The organism is Pseudomonas brassicacearum, from assembly GCF_003732265.1.
In the GTDB taxonomy this organism is placed as follows: domain Bacteria; phylum Pseudomonadota; class Gammaproteobacteria; order Pseudomonadales; family Pseudomonadaceae; genus Aquipseudomonas; species Aquipseudomonas brassicacearum_D.
Genome location: NZ_MOBK01000001.1, coordinates 602652 through 622544 on the forward strand (window position 1 = coordinate 602652; position 19893 = coordinate 622544).

Consider the following 19893-nt stretch of genomic DNA (forward strand, 5'->3'; position numbering starts at 1 on the left):
CGGAGTACTCGCGCGGAATTGGCTTAGAGCGGATAAAGCCGATCATCGAACTGACTCAACCGCGGGTATTCGATGGGCTCATCGGCGTCGATGGTTTCCAGGCGCTGGCGATAGCTGAGCAGAAATGCCTGACGGGCTTCAGCGCTGATATACGGCACGTGCCACCCGACAAAAGGCGTTAGCACCTCCAACCCGACGTAAGCCAACGTCCCGCGCAACAGTGGGCGCAACATGTCCTCAAGGGGACCATGAATCGCGCCCTCGCCGAACATATGCTCACGCCCGCCCAACGTCACGGTGACCAGCGCTTTTTTGCCGCTCAGGCCACCTTGATCGTAGAAACGCTTGCCGCCGTAGCAGATGCCGGAGACCAGCACCCGATCAATCCAGCCCTTGAGGATGGCCGGTGTCGAGAACCAGTAAATCGGAAAGTTGAGGATCAGCAGATCCGCCCATAACAGCTTGTCCAACTCGTGTTGGATATCGGCCGCGAGTGTCTGCTCCTTGCTGTTGCACCGCTGTTCGAGCGCGTAAACCAGGTACTCGGGATTGTCCCTGACGCTGAAGTCTTCGGCACTAGCCACCGGGTTCCACTGCATCGCGTACAGGTCGGAGATCTGCACTTCATGCCCTTGAGCCTGCAAGGTCTCAACCGCCTGGTCGCGCAGTGCCGCGGTAAAGGATTTCGGCTCGGGATGGGCGTGGACGATGAATACTTTCATGGTGTTTCCTTGATCTTCGAGTAGCGGGGTTCACTGACGCGTCGACTGATCCGTGCGCCGTTCAACAGGAAATACGACAGGGCTGGAATCAGGATCAGCGCGCCGAGCATGTTCCACAGGAACATGAAGGTCAGCAGGATGCCCATGTCGGCCTGGAACTTGATCGGCGACCAGACCCAGCACACCACGCCCGCGGCCAGGGTGATGCCGACCAGCCCGACCACGCGACCGGTGAACGACACCGCGTTGCGGTACGACTGGGACAGCGACAGGCCCTGGCGCTGGAAGTGCAGCTGGACGCTGAGCAGGTACAACGCGTAGTCGACGCCGATGCCGACGCCCAGCGCAATCACCGGCAAGGTCGCGACTTTCACACCGATGCCCATCGCCACCATTAAGGCTTCGCAGAGGATCGAGGTCAGCACCAGCGGCAGCAGCGCCACCAGCGTCGCCCGCCAGCTGCGGAAGGTGATCAGGCAGAACAACGTCACCGCCGCGTACACGTACAGCAGCATGGTGTGATTGGCCTCACGCACGACGATGTTGGTCGCGGCTTCGATCCCGGCGCTACCGGCAGCGAGCAGGAACTGGCGATCCTCGGTGCTGTTTTCCTTGGCGAATTTATCGGCGATGGCGACCACGGCGTCGAGGGTTTCGGCCTTGTGATCCTTGAGGAACGCGATCACCGGCATCAGCGAGCAGTTGTTGTTGAACAGCTCCGGCGAGTTGACCGAGGCTTGTTGCGCCGCGTAGTTGAGCACGTCCTGGTTACGCTGGATGCTGTTGAGCTTGGGGTTGCCCTCGTAGGTGCCGGCGGTGATCTGGCGCACGGCGTTGACCAGCGACGTCGTCGCCCGCACACCCGGACTCTGTTGCAGTTCCCAGGCCAGACGGTCGGCCAATACCAGGGTCTTGTAGTTGAGGCAGCCTTCCGGCGCGGTCTTGATCATCACCGCGAACAGGTCGCTGGACAGCGCGTAATGCTGGGTGATGTAGGCGTTGTCGCGGTTGTAGCGCGAGTCGGCCCGCAGCTCCGGGGCCCCGCTTTCGAGGTCGCCGATTTTCAGGTGCAGGCTGACCATGAAGCCGCCGACGCCCATCAACACCGCGACCACGACTGCACCGGTGGCCCACTTGCGGGTGGTGAAACGGTCGAGCAAATCCCAGAGTCGGCCGAAGCCTTTGTTCTTTTCCGCGCGGGTGTCGATTTTCAGAGCACGTTCGGCGGCCTTGGCGCCCACGCCGACGTACGACAGCGCCACCGGCATCAGCAGCAGCGAGGTAAAAATCAGCACCGCAACACCGATGCTGGCGGTGATCGCCAGGTCCTGGATCACCGGAATGTCGATCAGCATCAACACCGCAAAACCCACGGCGTCGGCCAGCAACGCGGTGACGCCGGCGATGAACAGACGGCGGAAGGTGTAGCGCGCAGCGATCAGTTTGTGGGTGCCGCGGGCGATGTCCTGCATGATGCCGTTCATCTTCTGCGCGGCATGGGACACGCCGATGGCGAAGATCAAAAACGGCACCAGCACCGAATACGGGTCGATGGCGTAACCCAGCCAGGCGACGATGCCCAGTTGCCAGACCACCGCAATCAGCGAGCAGCCGACCACCAGCAAGGTGCTGCGCACGCAGCGGGTGTAGGCGTAAATAATGATCAGAGAAGTGATCACGGCCAGGCCGAAAAACATCATCACCTGAATCAGGCCATCGATCAGGTCGCCCATCAATTTGGCGAAACCGATCACCCGAACCTTGTAGTGACCCTTGCCCTCTTCACCGGACTTGCGCGCCGCGCTGTCACCGGCGTATTCAATCTTGTCGCGCAGCTGCTCTTCGAGCATCTGCGAGAATTCGTGATAGTTGATGCTCTGGCCGGTGGCCGAGGCTTTGTCCAGCAGCGGCACAATCAGCATGCTCGACTTGAAGTCGCTGGCGACCAGGCTGCCGACGATCCCGGCGCGGGATATGTTCTGGCGCAGTTGTTCGATTTGTTCAGGCTTGCCCTGGTAGGTGTCCGGCATCACCGAGCCACCCTGGAAGCCTTCCTCGGTGACCTCGGTCCAGCGCACCGACGGGCTCCACAACGACTTCATCCACGCCCGATCAACGCCTTCGGTGAGGAACAGTTGGTCGTTGACCTGCTTGAGCACGTCGAGGTATTCAGGGTCGAAAATGTCGCCCTGGGTGTTTTCCACCACCACGCGCACCGAGTTGCCCAGACCACGCAGCGATGCGCGATTCTCCAGGAAATTCTGGATGTACGGCTGGCTCTGCGGAATCATTTTTTCGAAGCTGGGGCGCAGCTCCAGGCGGGTCGCCGCCATGAAGCCCAGCACCACGGTGGCGAGCGCCATCAGCAGCATGAATACAGGGCGGTAGTTGAATACCAGGCGTTCCAGCAGGTTGCCGGAGCGGCGGTCGAAGTCCAGCAGTTCGCGGATCACCGGCATGGTGTCTTGCTTCAAATTGCCCATGTCTGGGTACTCACTCTGATTCTTATAATTATTCGACGGACAGCGTACGCACACCACGGCCACCGACCAGCACCAGAGCGCCATCGGCGGCCAATGCTGCACTGGCTACCGGCGTCTGTTGAGACTGTGGCATCAATTGCAGCGGGGCATTGTCTCCTCGGCTCATGAGCATGTGCCCGGCCTGGGTGAACAGCCGGAAATGGCCCTCGGCGTCCAGGGTGGCAGCGGTGATGCTGACCTGCAGACCGCTGTCGAGCCGAGTCCAGTTGAGACCACCGTCGGTGCTGCGCAACACATTGCCGCGCAAACCATAGACCAGCACTTCGCCGGGCTTGCCGAGCACGCCGAAAAAGCTGCCCTGATAAGGCGTCGGCACGGCGGCGAAGCGCTCGCTGGCGTCATCCCATTTGAGCAAAAGGCCTTGCTCGCCGGCGATGTACAAGGCGTCGCCGGTCGAGGCGATGGCGTTCAGGTGAAAACCTTGCGGATTCTCGGTGCAGTCCTGAAACGGAACCCAGGTCTGGCCGCCGTCCACGGTGCGCAGGATCAGGTTGAACACACCGATCGCGAAACCGACTTTGTCGTCGGCGAACCAGACGTCGAGCAAGGGTTTGTCCGCGCCCTGCTCCATCAGGCGCTGGCCTTCGGCGACCCACAGCGGCCAGTGTTCGTTGTCCGGCTCGGCATTCGCCAAGGCGGCGTAATGCTTGAGCATCAACTCGCCAATCTGGCGGCCATCGAGCTGCTTGCGCCAGGTCGCGCCGGCATCGCTGCTGTGCAAAATCACGCCATCGTTGCCCACCGCCCAGCCCTGCGCGGCGGTCGGAAAATACACGGCAGTCAAGTCGGAGCTGACCGGTACTTCGGCCTGCTGCCAGTTCTGCCCGCCATCATCAGAATAAAGAATGTGCCCGCGTTGCCCCACGGTGACCAGACGCTGGCCTGCATGGGCGATGCCCAACAAGGGGCTGCGCACGGCCAGCTCGCTCGATTGAGCCGGCAGGTCGAGCACGTCAATGTAGGTCGCGGCCTGCGCACTGCCCTGCAACACGGCCAGCAGCATCAGTAGCGTGATCTTCTTTTTACGGGAGCCCATGTTGCGCCCTCATGATAAAAAAAGGCGCCGGTGTGTACGCGAGTACAAGCCGGCGCAAAATACTGCACGATGCACATCGGCAGTAGCGGCGAAGAAGGTGTTAGCGGATACCGGCACCCGCCAGTGATTCAGGCGACCATTGGGTCTTGTTCAGCGCCTCGCTGTACCGGATGCCGCCGTAAGGGCCTGGAAAGCCGACGGCGCTGTAGGTGCCACCAACCAGGTCATAGCTCAGATAAGGCGTAGCATCCGGGACTTGCTGGTCATAGCTTTGGCTGAGGAAGGTGTACACGCCGCGGTAGAGTTGGCCGTTGGCATCGTATTGATCGGACGCCAGAGCGATCCAGCTGTCTTCATCCAGATAGAAACGGCGCTTGGCGTAGATATGACGGGCACCCGGTTTCAGCGTGGCTTCCACCACCCACACCCGGTGTTTCTCCCAGCGCACAAAGTCGGGCGCCAGGTGATTCGGGGTCATCATCGGCTTCAAATCGTTCTGGTAGGTCACGCGGTACGCGTTGTACGGCACGATCACTTCCTGCTTGCCGATCAGCTTCCAGTCGTAGCGATCCAGCGCACCGTTGAAGACGAACGCATCGTCCCAGGTGGCGGCGCCGGCAGTACCAGGGTTCGGCGTGTCGTAGGCCAGGCTCGGTGCCAGCTTCACACGGCGCTGCCCCGGCAGGTACTGCCAGCCACGGCGCGGTTGTTCCAGCGGGTTGACCGCGTCACGCAGCAGCACAGCTTCGCCGGCACGCCGGGCCGGGCCGGTGTAGGCCAGCTTGATCTGGTAGTAGGTGTCGGCGGCCGCCAGCGGTTTGGACAGGTCGTCATAGGCGGCGTAGTTGATCTGTGCGTTGCCGGTCGTGGCCAGGCTGGCGACACCGGCAGAGTCGACGTTCCAGTTGTCATACTTGCTCTGGATGTTCACGCCCTGGTAACGCAGCAAGTGGTTCCAGATGGCCTCGGCGCCTGTCTTCGGAATCGGAAATGGAATGCCTGGCAGTGCGTTTTCGATGGAGTTGCCGCCTTCGGTCGAACGCGCCGCAGTGGCATTTTTAACCGTGTTATCCAGCACGCCTTTAGGCAGGGAAGCCGTGCGGTGGGTCGGGTAAACCTCGATTTTGAACGTCGGATAACGCTTGGCCAATTCGGCGGTGACGGCGGTCAGTTGCCCCTTGTACTGGTCGACGTTCTTGCCGTCGATCACCAGCAGCGGCTTTTCATTGGCAAACGGATCCGGACGCATTCTGTCGCCGGTCTTGAAGCTGGCGGGCGGGGTGGTCAGGCCACCCTGATACGCCGGAATCGAACCGTCGGCATTCCCGGCTTTCTCGGCGCCGATCTGGGTCAACTGATTGCCCAGCTTGGCCGCTTCGGCGGCATCGACGGCGGCGTGTGAGGGGCCCGCGAGGGCCATGGCCAGGGAGGCGGCCATCAAGGTATAGGCGAATTTCATCTTATTGTTCTCCTGCTTGCACGTGGCAAAGGGTGGATCAGAAGGTGGTTTTCAGGGTCAGGTACAGCGCACCCCGATCCTCGGTAGCGCCGGAGCCGGAGGCCGACGCATAGCTGCCCGCGTAGCAGGTGTAACGCTGCGTGCCATCGAGGGCGTTAGGGGTTGAACCGTCGGTGGCGCCATCGTTGCATTCGCTGGTTTTGCCGAAGGCGTCGACGTATTTGAGGTCGACGTAATACTGGTTGTAGATGGCAGCGCTCACGCCGACGGCGTAGTTGCCGGCATCTTTCGCCCCGCCCGCTACCACCGGCGACACACCGTCGATGCCGACGTTGACTGACAGCGGCGCGCTCAGGTCCACGCCTGGGAATACCTGGTACCAGGTCGGCGTGAAGTTGACGGCGATGCCCCAGTTGTCACGGGTCGGTTTGTCGATACCGCGATAGCTGCTTTCACCTTTGTAGAGCGCCTTGTTCTTGCTATCCAGGCTCAGCAGATTGCTGTAGTACAGCTCGCCGAGCAGGGAGGCGGAATCGAACAGCGGGGTGTCGGCAATCGACACCAGGCCGTTGATGGTCCAGTGCAGCGTATCGCCCGTGGCCGCCAGGCTGTCCCCGTCGCGAGGCACATCGGTGATCACGCCGGTGCCTGGACTGCGCGGCGGGAGCAAGCCAAGACCGGCCTGCAACCCCGCGGCGCCGGGGGCACTGATGATCGCCGGAATGCTGGCGAGCGGCATGTTGTGGCGAATGTTCAGGTCGCTGCCGACGCTGACGCCACCCACTTCCTTGGACAGACTCAGACCATAGATGTCGATGTCATCGCCATAGGCAAACTCGTACGAGGTAGTGCCGATCGATCTACGCAACCCTGCGACACCGCCGACACTGGTCAGGCCACGGGTGTCGAGGACCGCTTGCGGGAGAATGTCCGAAGTCTTGCGGTAGTAGGCGCCCAGTGTGCCGTCCAGCCATTCGGGCGACCATTTGACCATCAGCCCCCAGTCACCCTGATCATCCGGGGTGTAGTCATGGCCACGGCGAACGGTGGTCAGTGTGCCGTTCGGCCCCGCCAGCCCTGCACCGCCGGTATGCCCCAGCAAGAACGACTGCGCGCCGAAGCCGACCACATCAGACCCACTGTAATAGGTACCGGCTTCAGGCAAACGCGCGCCGTCCCAATCGAGGAAATACTGCGCGCCGAAGGTCAGTTCGGGGTTGAGGTTGAACGTCGTTGAAATCTGGTTGCGCGGAACGAACAGTTCCTTGGCTTCGGTGCCGGGCGACGCCGCCAGTTTGGCGAGGTCGAGGCCGGACTGGCCATAGCTGATCGAGTGCACCGGGTTGAGGATGGTCTCGCCCCAGAACACGTTGTGTTGGCCGGCCTTGACATTGAGCTGGGACTCCTCCCCCACCTGGGTGTTGTAGAACACGAACGCATCGAGGACTTCGCCGGACGGGCCGCTGTAGTAACGCTGGGCATAGTTGCTCAGGTGCGGACTGCCGAAGATCGCCGGTGCCGGCGGACGCCCGCCAAACCCGGAAATCGACGAGTAATCACTGTTGCCGTTGACGAACGGGTTGGAGTTCGAGCCGGTGTTCTCATACGCCTTGTCGTACCAGGCGGCGGTGCTGACACGAAAGCCCATGTTTTTCTGGTAGACCACATCCAGTTCAGACAGCAGGTCGACACGGTTGGTGATGTTGGTGCCGGACTTGCGGAAGTTGTAATCACCGTCGTTACTGTTTGGCGAACCCAAGATGCGCTTGTCGGCACTTTCAGTGCGCACGCCATAGTTGTACTTGACGGTGTTGTCGAAACGGACGGCCCAGTCTTCGTTGCCAGTGTCCAGCTCGACAGCGTGGGCGGCCGGCAGGCTCGAGGCCAGGATAGCGGTGGCAAGCAGTTGGCGTCGTGCGGACAGGAGGTTGCGACTCTTCATCGAGCGATACACCTTTATTGTTTTTGTTGTGGCTTGACGTCAGACATGGCGGCTAACGACGGGTAATGGGGGTTTATGCTACGGATGGGTAAGCGGTAGTCCCGGAACTCACTCTAAGGGCAGCGCTTTGATCCGGATTGACTTTGGGGGGCATCGATTTGACATTTCGGGACGCCTGACAAAGCGTCCCGAAAAACCTCAGATGTAGGTACCGCCACCGGCGTTGATGATCGAGCCAACCAGGTAGCACTCATCAGACGCAAGGTGAGAGACCAGCGCGGCGTATTCCTCGCCCTTGCCCAAACGTCCCAATGGCATGACCTGCTTAAACACGCTGATTTGCTCTGGCGTTTGCTGGGCGAGATAGCGATCGAAAGCCGGCGTCTGTACGCCACCCGGGCAGATGGCATTGACCTGCACATTGGCGCCCGCCACCTCATAGGCCACCGCACGGGTGAAGGCAATGACCGCACCTTTGGCTGCGGAATAGTGCGGGCTGTGCGCCCCCATGGAGGAAATACCGGCAATGCTGGCGACGTTGATGATCTTGCCGTAGCCCTGCGGCTCCATGCGTTGCAACGCTGCACGGGTGCAATAGAACACGCCGTCGACGTTCACCGCCCAGAAGCGCTTCCATTCCGCATCGTCCATGTTGCGAGTGATCTCCAGCGACTGACGGGGCACCGGCTGGGTCACCAGCGCGTAATGACGCTTGCGTCGTTCGTCATCATTCGGCTTATCCGGCACCAGGGCGGCATTGTTGACCAGGATGTGTAGCGTACCGAAACGCGCGTCGATCTCGCCGAACATGGCGTTCACTTGCGCGCTCGACGAGACATCGCAGCGCAGCGCCAGGCACTGCGCACCCAGCGCTTCGATCATGGCACGCGTGGTTTCAAGCGCCGCTTCGTTGATGTCGCAAACAACCACGCTTGCGCCTTCGCTGGCCAGGCGCAAAGCAATAGCCTGACCCAAACCACCTGCGCCACCGGTAATCAAGGCCACTCGACCCTTCAATTTCATAGGGATCACTCCGTCTTATGGAAAACGCAGTATCACCCTGCCTTGTTCTTGAGCCTTGACTTGGCGGGACATCGATCTATCAAGCGGACGTAGCGCTACCGACCTGCTTGCTGCGGCTTCGCCACTCACGGGGCGAGCAACCGAACTCGGCGCTGAACCAGCGCGTGAAAGACGTCGGCACCGTATAGCCGATCATCATGCCCACGCGCTGCAGGGAGTAGTTGCGGTTTTCCATGTAACGCAACGCCAGCTCCCGACGCACGGCGTTGAGCACTGCGGAGAAGGTCAGGCCGACTTCATCGAGTTCACGTTGCAGGGTGCGCACGCTGACGGATTGCGCATAGGCCACTTGATGGATCGTCGCGCGCCCGACCGGCATCAACAAATAGATCGCCTTGCGCACATCGAAAATCACCGAACGTTCATTGTCGCCCGCCATCGAGTCCATGAACTGACGCGCATAACCCACCATCGCCGGGTCGGCCTGCGGGTTGAGTTGATCGATGGCCTCCTTGCTGCAGACGATGCCATCGAATTCGGCGTCGAACACCACCCGGCACCGAAAGAACCGCGCGTGTTCCTTTTGGTTTTCCGGGGCCTCATGGCTGAAGTGGACACTCAGCGGATTCCAGAGGCTACCCATGACCGATTTGCACGTACGGAACAGGATGCCGACCGCCAATTCAGTGCCTTGACGCTTGGCCGCGCCCGCCTCCGCCATGATCTCCTCGCGGATCACCACCATCTTGCCCATCGTCTCCAGGTTCATGGCCAGCGTCCGGTTGAGCAGGTGCCGGTACTCGATACTGGTGAGCAACATATCGCGCAGCGTGCGCTGGTGACTGAGCAGCAAACTGACGGCGCCGATGTCCGACATGCGCCGGGCTTCTGCCATGCGCAGGCCAAACGCCTGGCACGATGAACGCTGCGCAGAACGCTCCAGAAGTGTGAGCGCCGAATCGACCGGCAGCATGAATTCCGGGTCGCTGAGCATGGCTGGCGTCAGGCCTACGCTGCGCAGCATCTCGCCCGGATTGAGCCCAAGATCCTGCGCCACCTCGATGTAGTGCTTGAGCGTTGCCGCTCTTACAAACGCTCCCATCCCGCTTCCTCCAGTGATGTCGACCGCTGAATCAGCGAGGCCGGCACTCGATTATATGGCACCGATTGAAAGCTCACGCAACGTCTGCAGCGTCCCTCGTAGTTCGCGACCACTGGCACGTAATGAAAGGTTTTTGGCACAACATGAGAAGTTTCCAACGGCCTGCCAGCCCAAAGTAAAAGCCACGAACACACGCGTCATCAACATCCTTGAACTCACAAAAACAACAACGCCTGGAGACATGCATGAATTTTCTCGACGGATCCATGTACCCCGAACATCAGCAAAAACTGGTCATCACTGCCGCCCCGTATGCACCTTCATGGATTCCGGCGGACTTCCCGGAAGAAATCCCGGTAACCATGGATGAGCACGTCCAGATCGCCGTCGACTGCTACAACGCCGGCGCCACCGTGCTGCACTTGCATGTGCGCGAACTGGACGGCAAAGGCTCCAAGCGCCTGTCAATGTTCAATGAACTGATCGCCGGCGTGCGCGAGGCCGTACCGGATATGATCATCCAGGTTGGCGGTTCGATTTCCTTCGCCCCGGAAGATGACGGCGATGTCGCCAAGTGGCTCTCGGACGACACCCGCCACATGCTCGCCGAACTCACGCCCAAGCCTGATCAAGTGACCATCGCGATCAACAGCAACCAGATGAACGTGGTCGAGCAGATGCTCCCGGCCGACCTGGCCGGCACCAGCATGGGCACGCCCGAAGGCTTTCGTGCCTACCGCGAGATGACGATTCCGGCAGGTCCGGAATGGGTCGAGGAACACATCAAGCGCCTGTCGGCCAACGGCATCCAGACGCAGTTCCAGATCGGCAACATCCCCTCCTTCGAAACCGTCGAACGCATGATGCGCCGCGGCGTCTGCAACGTGCCGCTGATCCTGACCTGGGTCGCGATTGGTGGTGGCGCCGACTCGCCTAACCTCTACAACCTGGCGAATTTCGTGCGCGCCTGTCCGGACGGTTCCGTGCTGACACTGGAATCTTCCGTGCTCAATGTGCTGCCACTGAACGTGATGGCGATTGCCCTCGGCCTGCATGTGCGCTGCGGCACCGAGGACAACATCTGGACGCAAAGCCGTGATCGCAAGATGGGCACGGTCGAGCAGATCGAACAACTGGTGCGCATCTCCAAGGAAATGGGTCGCGAAGTGGCCACTGCCAAGGAAGCCCGCGAGATCTACAAGATCGGCACGTTCTACAAGGACGCCGATGAAACCCTGGCCGAAAACGGCTTTGCGCCGAACCGCACGCCTGGCCAGAAAGGCTTCACCCAGTACGGCTGAGTCAGTCCTCGCGGGGCGCACGCACCTGTGCGCCCGGCAACCCCCGCTACACCTCATTTCAAGAGCTGCGAATTGAACGCGGCCGTTACCAGAGGAAATCACCGTGGCTTTGCATGCTCCCGTGGAAATACGCAATGACACCTGGCGACGTGTCGCCCGGCCCTACGCCTGGATAGTGTTCGCCCTGACCTTCGGACTGCTGCTGTCAGACTTCATGTCCCGACAGGTACTGACCGTCGTGTTCCCGCAGCTCAAGGCCGAATGGGGCCTTTCAGATTCCGAACTGGGTGCGCTCTCCGGCGTGGTGGCCGTCGCTGTCGGCGTGCTGGCATTTCCGCTGTCGGTCGTGGCCGATCGATGGGGGCGCATCCGCAGCCTCATCCTCATGGCCGCTCTCTGGAGCCTCGCCACGTTGATGTGTGGCTTCGCTTCCAACTACCCGGAAATGTTCGTCGCGCGCTTCTTCATTGGCGTCGGCGAAGCGGCTTATGGCAGCGTCGGCCTGGCCGTGGTGCTGAGCATTTTCCCACCGCAGCAACGGTCGACGATCACCGGCGCGTTCCTCGCCGGAAGCATGGTCGGTTCCGTGCTGGGCATCGGCCTGGGCGGCGTACTCGCGACGCACTTCGGCTGGCGTGCGTCCTTCGTTGGCATGGCCATTTATGGCATCGCATTGACGGCGGTTTATGCACTGGTCGTCAGGCCTTCTCGTCTCGAATCGCCTCGGCAGAAAACGGCCGCGGGGCTGGCCAAAACCTATCCTCCGCTCAAGACCCTGTTCTCGACGTCTTCGGTATTGAGCGTCTACATCGGCAGTGGCCTGCAACTGTTCACCATCGGCGCCTTGCTGACCTGGCTGCCCAGCTACCTGAATCGTTTCTACGACATGCCGCTCACCAACGCCGGTGCCATCGCGGCGATTTTCATGCTCTGCACCGCGGTCGGCATGCCTTTGTGCGGTGCCATCGCCGACCGGCTGTGCAACGGTTCGCCAACACGCAAAATCCGCCTGACCATGGGTTATTGCCTGCTGTGCAGTGCGCTGTTGACCGTGGCGTTTCAGCTGCCGGTGGGCATGGCGCAACTGGTCATGATCGGCCTGGCCATGTTCGTCGGCGGTGGCATCGTCGGCCCCTCCGGCACCATGGTCGCCGACCTGACGCCGCCAGCCCTTCACAGCACCGCAATGGCCACCCTGGCGATTGCCAACAACTTGCTGGGCATGGCCCCTGGCCCCTTCGTCACCGGCTTGCTGGCCGATCGCATCGGCCTGGCCTCAGCCCTGCAATTGTTGCCGTTGGCCGGCGTTGCCGCCGCGTTGGTGCTGATGGTCGGGGTGCGTAATTATCAAAACGATCTTGGGCGCGTCTGTGCTCAGCCATGCTCCTGAGAAAGACGAGATCCCAGCCATGAAGCACACCATCGAGGTGCCCGCCTCTGTCGATCTGAGCCTTGGCAAACGCGCTCGCGTGCAGGCCAACGGCTCCGATATCGCGTTGTTCAATGTCGATGGCCAGATCTACGCCATCGACGATAGCTGCCCGCACAACGGCGCCTCGCTGTTGTTCGGCAAACTCGACGGGCGTTGGGTGCAATGCCCCGCCCACGGGCTGCGTTTCGATCTGGCCAATGGCTGCATGCGCGGTGGCGGGATGAACGTGCGCGCCTACCCCGTCGACGTCGTCGAGGGCTGTATTCGAATCACTCTGCCCACCCCAATCACCGACCCACAATAACTTCAAAAGCAGGTTGATCATGACCCCATCATTCTCTCCCGCCCGTCATTGGCAACAGAGTTACGACGCCCGCGTCCCGGCCGACATCAATCCCGACGCCTGTCCTTCGATCGTGGCCATGGCTGAAGATGCCATGCAACGCTATGCCAGTCACACCGCATTCCGCTGTTTCAAGCACTCACTCACTTATGCCGATGTCGACCAGCAGTCCCGGGCATTTGCCGCTTACTTGCAGCACCACGGTGTGCAACGCGGGGACCGGATCGCGGTCATGCTGCCCAATATTCCGGCCTTTCCCGTGGCGATGTTCGGCATCCTCCGCGCCGGCGCCGCCCAGGTGAATGTCAATCCGACGTACACCCCGCAGGAACTCTTGCACCAGCTCAACGACGCCGGGGTCCAGACCATCGTGATCGTCGCCAGTGCGCTGCCGACCCTGGAAGCGATTCTGGTCGGCACCACCATCCGCAAAGTCATCGTGGTCAACCTCTGCGACACCCTGGCCGGGCCAGTGGCGGGCGGCGAAATGGATATCCAGTCGTCGATGCCACTCACGCGTTTCGTCGATGCCTTGCACGAGGGCAGCACGTTGGACCTGACACCGGTCGAGCTGACGGGTGATGACTTGCTCTTCTTGCAGTACACCGGCGGCACCACCGGCCCGTCGAAAGGCGCCGCCCTGTCGCACCGCAACCTGATCGCCAACATCCTGCAGGCGCGGGCGTTTCTCCCGGACATGTTCGACGCCGACGGCGACAACGTGGTGGTCACCGCACTCCCGTTGTTCCACGTGTTTGCCTTGACGATCAATTTGCTGATCTGCTTTTCAGTCGGGGCCGAGAATTGGCTGATCCCCGATGCGCGCAATACCGATGACCTGGTCGACACGCTAATCGCCGCCCGGCCAACGCTGCTGACCGGGGTCAACACCCTGTACGGCGCACTGGTCCGTCATCCGCGCATTGGCGACGTGGATTTCTCGCGCCTGCGACTGGCCATTGGCGGTGGCGCCGCCGTGTTGCCGGCCACTTCGACGCAGTGGAAGCACATCACCGGCCAGGAAATCCTCGAAGGCTATGGCCTCTCCGAGACCTCGGCCATCCTGTGCCTGAACGTCATGGGGCGCCGCCAGTTCTCTGCGGCCGTGGGCTTGCCGTTGCCTTCAACCGACATCGTGTTGCTCAAGGACGATGATCAACCGGCCGCGCTCGGCGAAATCGGGGAAATTTGCGCCAAGGGGCCGCAGATCATGGCCGGTTACTGGCAAAAACCGCTGGCCAACGCCAATGCGTTTACGGCGGATGGTTACTTTCGCACCGGCGACATTGGCCACTTTGCCGCCGATGGTTTGCTCAAGATTGTCGACCGCAAGAAAGACATGATCATCGTCTCCGGCTTCAACGTGTACCCCAACGAAGTGGAAGTTGTTGTCGCCAACTGCGCCGGGGTCAGCGAATGCGCGGTGATCGGTCTGCCGGATGAGCGCAGCGGTGAATCCGTGTGCCTGTACGTGGTCAAGGCGGCCAATGCCGCACTCGATGAAGCGATGCTGATCGAACACTGCCGCGCACACCTTGTGGCCTACAAGATACCGCGTCAGGTGCAGTTCCTCGCGGCGCTACCCAAGTCCACGGTGGGCAAGATCTTGCGTAAAGACTTGCGGGCCCTGGCGATCTCGGGCGCGTCGACTGAATCGTCCCCGGTCAGTTAAGCATCGCTGCTTCGGGTCCGAAATTGACGTCAAATGAAAGGTGGCTGGCATCAAATGAGAAGTTCTCAGGCAGCCATCGGCCTAGAGTGAATCATCTGATCGGGGATTGTTCAGCGTGGGATGCGAAGGCCGTTATGGCCTTCGCCTTGGCGGGAGAATTCAGTAGGTGCCCTGAACCGGGCCCTCGGCGGCCAGTTTCTGCGCTTCCTCGATCAGTATCGGGGCGCCCAACGCCATGCTGTGGATGCCCAGGATCGACGTCAGCTGCAACACCGCCAGGATTTCCTCGACGGTGGCCCCCACTTCGAGTGCCTTACGGATGTGGCGGCGCACACCGGGTGCGTACAGGTGGGTGCAGGACACATCGACGGCGATGGCAATCAGCTCGAAGGTCTTGGGCTCCAGAATCCCCTTGCGTAGCGGGTGGGTGGCCATGCCGAGAAATTTTTCCATCCACTGCGCGTCCAGCGCGGCGAGCGAATCCCAGGCGGGATTCCAGTGGCCGGCCTCACGCATGCCATCGCAGGTCGGGGTGCCGGGGATAGTCGGTTCTTCATTCATTTGCAGTTCCTCAGGGTCGAGTGGTTGCTTTCAACTCTAAGCGTGCCGATGCCCCCTGTATTGACTCTACGGGGCGCGAAGATGACATATCGGGACACGCCAAACGCATGGGTAAATGCTCAATGAAAGGTCTTGTTCGAAGTGCCAGCCTCACTCACTACGCGGAAATCGCCCGTTCGTTGAACGTCGAGCCGATGCAGCAATTGCGTCAGGTCGGTCTTGATCCGCGCTGCTTGCTGCAGCCGGACCTGAAGATTTCCATCGAAGCCGTGGCGCGCTTGCTGGACAGTTCAGCGCGGGCCGCCGGCGTGGAGGATTTCGGCCTGCGCCTGGCAGAAAGCCGCAAAGCTTCCAACCTCGGGCCCCTTGCGCTGTTGTGGCGCGAGCCGACCCTGCGTGCCGCGTTGAAAGCGCTTCAGGAGTTTCTCTATCTGCACAATCAGGGTTTGGTCCTGGACATCGAGGAAAACGCCGGCGTAGCGGTGTTGCGGCTTGAGCTGGTGACGGTCAGCCATGTGTTTGTGCGCCAGTCGGTGGAGCTGGCGGTCGCGGTGACTCACCGAATGCTCAAGGCTTTGCTCGGCGCCCATTGGCACCCATCAGCGGTGTGTTTCCGTCACTGCGATCCGCGTGACGATAGCCGCCATCAGCGTGTGTTCGGTACGTCGGTACAGTTCAACTGCTTGATGGACGGCATCGTCTGCCGCACCAGCGATCTCGACCGCGCCCTGCCCAGCGCCGATCCGGAAATGGCCCGTCATGTTCATCAATATCTGAAAAGTATTCACGAAAACTCCCGCACCGCCCTGCTGGAGCAGGTGCACCAGATGATCTGGATGCTGCTGCCGACCGGGCGTTGCTCGGTGGAACAGGTGGCGGCCCACTTGGGTCGTGACCGACGGACATTGCATCGGCAACTGACGCGCGAGGGCGAGACGTTTTCTTCGCTGCTGGATCAGGTTCGCCGGGAGCTGGCGACACGTTACCTGGCCAATCCCCATCATCCGTTGAGCGAGATTGCCGGTGTGCTGGGGTTTTCCGAGCTCAGCGCGTTTTCACGCTGGTTCAGTCGGCTGTTTGAGTGCAGCCCATCGTCGTGGAGAGCAATGCCGACCTTGGAGATCCAATAGCCGCTGGTCGATACACTATTGATCTGCAGATTCAATCTATATAGTTTTGAGTCTACGGATCAATTGAGGCTTGGCACATGGCAGTCCCCCTTCAGGAACCAGCATTCACCAAAGGCCAATGCGTCACGGGCTTGCGTGCAGCCGTGGGCATTCTCGAAAAATGGTCTGCGTCCAGCGAGCAGGCCTGTCGCATCCTGCGCATTTCCCGCAGCACTTACACCCGCGCCCGGCAGCAAGACCCGGCATGGGCGGTGGCGCTGGACGCTGATCAGATGCAGCGCATCAGTTTTGTCCTCAACATCCACGCGACGTTGCGCCTGATTTTCGACAATCCGGAAAACGTCTACGGGTTTGTGTCGATGGCCAACGACAACGAATTTTTCAACGGGCGTACCCCGCTCGAGATCATGGCCCAGGGCGATATGATTTCGCTGTACGAAACCTTTCGGCGCATCGATGTGCTGCGGGGCGCGCAATGGTGAAGGTGAGCGAACTGGCGGAGTGTGCCGGTGAGCGGTTGAAAGCCTACCGACTGGTCAATTCCAAGTACCCGCCCATTGCGCTGTTTGATGACGTGGCGGACGCGGACGAATTTGATGTGCTGTATCAGATACAGGCACTGACCAATCCCCGGCTGCATAACGAAGTCGGTCGTCTTGAGTTGATTGCCCGGGATCAGATCCCCTTCGGCATTCCTGGCTGCTCTTACGCGATCGCGCCGTTTACCCACGTTAACCCGGCAGGTTCGCGGTTCAGCGATGGCAGCTTTGGGGTGTTGTACCTGGCGGATACCATGGAAACGGCGCTCGCCGAAGTGCGGCATCACCAGAGTCTGTATTGGTCGAATGTCCGTAACCTGAACTATGAGCGCTTTGTGTTCCGTGGGCTGTCCTGTGCTTTTGTCGACGTGGCGATGAAAGACGCGACGTCCATTGCGCTGACTGATCCTGTCTATTCGCCCGACGACTACACGCATTCCCGCCAACTCGGCAGCTTGATCAAAAAAACGCGTTGTCCCGGTATTCGTTACCACTCGGTGCGTCTGCCAGGCAGTGACTGCTGGGCGCTGATGACGCCGCGACCGGTTGCGTCGATTGTTCAAACGGCTCATTACGAGATGGTCTGGAATGGGCAGATCACCAGTGTCAGCAAGATCAGTGAAGCGTGAATGCGTCTAAAACGGGGGCCAGGTGCATCATTGCTGGCATCGATAGTCACCATTGACCCAATGAAGTTCTCATAAAAAATCCTCGGCGTAACATCCGCTCCATACCAACCAATAAACACCCCGGAGCACACCATCATGAAACGCCAAACTATCCTCGCTATCGCTTTCTCGGTTTTCGCAGTTAATGCTTTTGCCGCTACCTCGGCTCAACCTGTGGTCGCTGAAGGCGGCTCGGATCGTTTGATTGAAAGTCGTGTGGCTGAAGGGGGTTCGGATCGTTTGATCGAGAATCGTGTGGCTGCTGATGGCTCTGACCATCTGATGGAAAACCGCGTAGCCGCTGATGGCTCTGACCATCTAATGGAAAACCGTGTAGCCGCTGATGGCTCTGACCATCTGATGGAAAACCGTGTAGCCGCTGATGGTTCTGACCATCTGATGGAAAACCGCGTAGCCGCTGATGGTTCTGACCATCTGATGGAAAACCGCGTAGCCGAAGGTGGTTCCGACCGTCTGATCGAAAGCCGCGCCGCATAAATGCATGGCTTTACCGCGGTACTCAACGAAAAGCCCGGCCTAATCAGCCGGGCTTTTTTGTGAGCTATTTTTAGTGCACTCGCCACGCGGGCGTTGTACATGTAGCGCTGATAATCATTTGGTCAACTCGGCACACCCGCATGAACCACACTGAAACGCTCGCCAAAATCCTGCTCGGCCCCTTGCTGCTCATGCAGGGCATTTACACCCGGAAGGTAACGCCCAGGCTGCCGGAAGCCGAGGGCGAACGTCAGGGCAAGGCCGGCAGTGGCGAACACCTGCGGTTGTTGATTGTCGGCGACAGCGCCGCCGCTGGCGTTGGTGCATCGACTCAGGACGAAGCCCTCAGCGGGCAACTGGTCAGCCAGTTGGCCCATGATTACCGGGTGTCCTGGACACTCTGGGCCAGGTCCGGGCTTGATTCGCAAGCGCTGCTGGCGTTGCTCGACGACAACGCTTCACAACCTTTCGATGTGGCGCTGGTATCTATCGGCGTCAACGATGTCACCAGCACATTGGTGGCTGATGAGTGGGTCGCTCGACAACATCGATTGATTGGCGTGTTGCGCGAAAAGTTTGCGGTAAAGCAGATTGTGCTGTCCCCGCTTCCACCCATGCACCTGTTTCCCGCGCTGCCACAACCGCTGCGTTGGTACTTGGGGCTCAGGGCCAGCGCTTTCAACACGCGCCTTGCCGAACTGGCTGAGCGTATTGATCACTGCACGCTGCTGACGACCCGGTTGGCCCCGGTGAACGGCTCGATGGCACGGGATGGCTTCCATCCGGGTCCTGCGATATACAGTCAGTGGGCGGGTGATGTGGCGGCGGTCATCGGTCAGCGCTTTCGTAAAAATACGCCCCTCGACATTGAACAACCCACAATAAAAATACAGGAGTAGAAAATGTCTGAACTGAACCTGCATCCCAACGCCGCGGCCTCCTTGCAACAATGGCACGAGATGATTCGCACGGCGGACTTGAGCGCCCTGCCCGGTCTGCTGGACCCGCAAGCCGTGTTCCACTCGCCGATGGCCCACACGCCTTATCCGGGCGCGGCCGTGGTTTCGATGATTCTCAACACCGTGGTCAATGTCTTCGAGGACTTTGCCTACCACCGCGAACTGGCAACGGCAGACGGTTTGAACGTGGTCCTGGAATTCAGCGCCAACGTTGGCGGAAAACAGTTGAAGGGCATCGACATGATCCGCTTCAACGAAGCCGGGAAAATCGTCGAGTTTGAGGTGATGGTCCGTCCGTTGAGCGGTTTGCAAGCCTTGGGCGAGCAAATGGGTCAGCGCCTTGGGGCTTATCTGGCGGCCAGTAAAGCCTGATTCTAAACGCCTGAAACTTGTTCCGCGCGGTGATATCACCGCGCGCGATGACCCATTGCCGACATCGATAGTCACCATCAACTCAATGAAGTTCTCATAAAAAATCCCCGGCGTAACATCAGCTCCATACCCACCCATAAGCACCCCGGAGCACACCATCATGAAACGCCAAACTATCCTCGCTATCGCTTTCTCAGTTTTCGCAGTTAACGCTTTTGCCGCAACCTCTGCTCAACCTGTGGTCGCTGAAGGCGGCTCGGATCGTTTGATTGAAAGCCGTGTGGCTGAAGGTGGTTCGGATCGTTTGATCGAGAATCGTGTGGCTGCAGATGGTTCGGATCGTCTGATCGAAAACCGCGTAGCCGCTGATGGCTCTGACCGTCTGATCGAAAACCGCGTAGCTGCTGATGGCTCTGACCATCTGATCGAAAACCGTGTCGCTGCTGATGGCTACGATCGCCTGATGCAGAACCGCGTTGCCGAAGGTGGTGCTGACCGCTTGATCAAGTATCGCGCTGCATGAATGAATAGCCTTCACGCAACATTCGACAAAAAGCCCGGCCTGACCCGCCGGGCTTTTTCATGCATAAA

19 protein-coding genes are annotated in these 19893 nt (G+C 60.3%); 11 read left to right on the top strand and 8 right to left on the bottom strand.

Annotation, left to right across the window (positions count from 1 at the left end):
• Positions 1-23 precede the first annotated feature (23 nt).
• The 7 genes from BK660_RS02900 to BK660_RS02930 form a co-directional block, all read right to left on the bottom strand.
• Entirely contained in the window at positions 24-722 is a 699-nt protein-coding gene (locus BK660_RS02900; RefSeq protein ID WP_123431991.1) for an NAD(P)H-dependent oxidoreductase, read from the bottom strand.
• Complete coding sequence (locus BK660_RS02905; protein WP_123431992.1) at positions 719-3205, bottom strand: efflux RND transporter permease subunit; 2487 nt, start codon at positions 3203-3205, stop codon at positions 719-721. The genes BK660_RS02900 and BK660_RS02905 overlap by 4 nt, the downstream gene beginning before the upstream one ends.
• A gap of 28 nt (positions 3206-3233) precedes the next feature.
• On the bottom strand, positions 3234-4301 hold the full coding sequence (locus BK660_RS02910) for a WD40/YVTN/BNR-like repeat-containing protein (RefSeq protein WP_123431993.1): 1068 nt from the start codon (positions 4299-4301) through the stop codon (positions 3234-3236).
• 100 nt (positions 4302-4401) lie between these two features.
• Positions 4402-5760, bottom strand: coding sequence for a DUF1329 domain-containing protein (locus BK660_RS02915; protein WP_123431994.1), 1359 nt, complete (start codon positions 5758-5760; stop codon positions 4402-4404).
• A 37-nt stretch (positions 5761-5797) separates the two neighbouring features.
• On the bottom strand, positions 5798-7702 hold the full coding sequence (locus tag BK660_RS02920; protein WP_123431995.1) for a DUF1302 domain-containing protein: 1905 nt from the start codon (positions 7700-7702) through the stop codon (positions 5798-5800).
• A gap of 198 nt (positions 7703-7900) precedes the next feature.
• Positions 7901-8725 carry an SDR family NAD(P)-dependent oxidoreductase gene (locus tag BK660_RS02925; protein WP_123431996.1) on the bottom strand — a complete coding sequence of 275 codons (825 nt, stop codon included), beginning with the start codon at positions 8723-8725 and terminating at the stop codon, positions 7901-7903.
• Between the two features lie 79 nt (positions 8726-8804).
• Positions 8805-9827: an AraC family transcriptional regulator gene (locus BK660_RS02930; protein ID WP_123431997.1), complete on the bottom strand. Its 1023-nt coding sequence runs from the start codon at positions 9825-9827 to the stop codon at positions 8805-8807.
• A 245-nt stretch (positions 9828-10072) separates the two neighbouring features.
• Here BK660_RS02930 and BK660_RS02935 point away from each other — a divergent pair, with 245 nt between their 5' ends.
• The 4 genes from BK660_RS02935 (at position 10073) to BK660_RS02950 (ending at position 14575) form a co-directional block, all read left to right on the top strand.
• Entirely contained in the window at positions 10073-11128 is a 1056-nt protein-coding gene (locus BK660_RS02935; protein ID WP_123431998.1) for a beta-keto acid cleavage family enzyme, read from the top strand.
• Between the two features lie 103 nt (positions 11129-11231).
• Complete coding sequence (locus BK660_RS02940) at positions 11232-12518, top strand: MFS transporter (RefSeq protein ID WP_404942929.1); 1287 nt, start codon at positions 11232-11234, stop codon at positions 12516-12518.
• A gap of 19 nt (positions 12519-12537) precedes the next feature.
• Positions 12538-12864, top strand: a complete 327-nt coding sequence (locus BK660_RS02945) for a Rieske (2Fe-2S) protein (protein WP_123431999.1) — start codon at positions 12538-12540, stop codon at positions 12862-12864.
• Between the two features lie 19 nt (positions 12865-12883).
• The gene (locus BK660_RS02950; protein WP_123432000.1) at positions 12884-14575 is read left to right on the top strand and encodes an AMP-binding protein; all 1692 of its coding nucleotides are present in this window, start codon (positions 12884-12886) and stop codon (positions 14573-14575) included.
• Positions 14576-14734: 159 nt separating this feature from the next.
• Here BK660_RS02950 and BK660_RS02955 read toward each other — a convergent pair whose 3' ends face one another.
• On the bottom strand, positions 14735-15136 hold the full coding sequence (locus tag BK660_RS02955) for a carboxymuconolactone decarboxylase family protein (RefSeq protein WP_123432001.1): 402 nt from the start codon (positions 15134-15136) through the stop codon (positions 14735-14737).
• 122 nt (positions 15137-15258) lie between these two features.
• Between BK660_RS02955 and BK660_RS02960 the strand changes: the two genes are divergently transcribed.
• The 7 genes from BK660_RS02960 to BK660_RS02995 all read left to right on the top strand — a co-directional run bounded on the left by BK660_RS02960 (position 15259) and on the right by BK660_RS02995 (position 19825).
• Positions 15259-16266, top strand: coding sequence for an AraC family transcriptional regulator (locus tag BK660_RS02960; protein ID WP_123432002.1), 1008 nt, complete (start codon positions 15259-15261; stop codon positions 16264-16266).
• Positions 16267-16343: 77 nt separating this feature from the next.
• Positions 16344-16748, top strand: a complete 405-nt coding sequence (locus BK660_RS02965) for an antitoxin Xre-like helix-turn-helix domain-containing protein (RefSeq protein ID WP_123432003.1) — start codon at positions 16344-16346, stop codon at positions 16746-16748.
• Positions 16742-17434: an RES family NAD+ phosphorylase gene (locus tag BK660_RS02970; protein WP_123432004.1), complete on the top strand. Its 693-nt coding sequence runs from the start codon at positions 16742-16744 to the stop codon at positions 17432-17434. The genes BK660_RS02965 and BK660_RS02970 overlap by 7 nt, the downstream gene beginning before the upstream one ends.
• A gap of 135 nt (positions 17435-17569) precedes the next feature.
• Positions 17570-17971, top strand: coding sequence for a hypothetical protein (locus BK660_RS02980; protein ID WP_123432006.1), 402 nt, complete (start codon positions 17570-17572; stop codon positions 17969-17971).
• A gap of 140 nt (positions 17972-18111) precedes the next feature.
• Positions 18112-18870 carry an SGNH/GDSL hydrolase family protein gene (locus BK660_RS02985; RefSeq protein ID WP_123432007.1) on the top strand — a complete coding sequence of 253 codons (759 nt, stop codon included), beginning with the start codon at positions 18112-18114 and terminating at the stop codon, positions 18868-18870.
• 3 nt (positions 18871-18873) lie between these two features.
• The gene (locus BK660_RS02990) at positions 18874-19302 is read left to right on the top strand and encodes a nuclear transport factor 2 family protein (RefSeq protein WP_123432008.1); all 429 of its coding nucleotides are present in this window, start codon (positions 18874-18876) and stop codon (positions 19300-19302) included.
• 160 nt (positions 19303-19462) lie between these two features.
• Positions 19463-19825, top strand: coding sequence for a hypothetical protein (locus BK660_RS02995; RefSeq protein ID WP_123432009.1), 363 nt, complete (start codon positions 19463-19465; stop codon positions 19823-19825).
• The last annotated feature ends 68 nt before the right edge of the window (positions 19826-19893 follow it).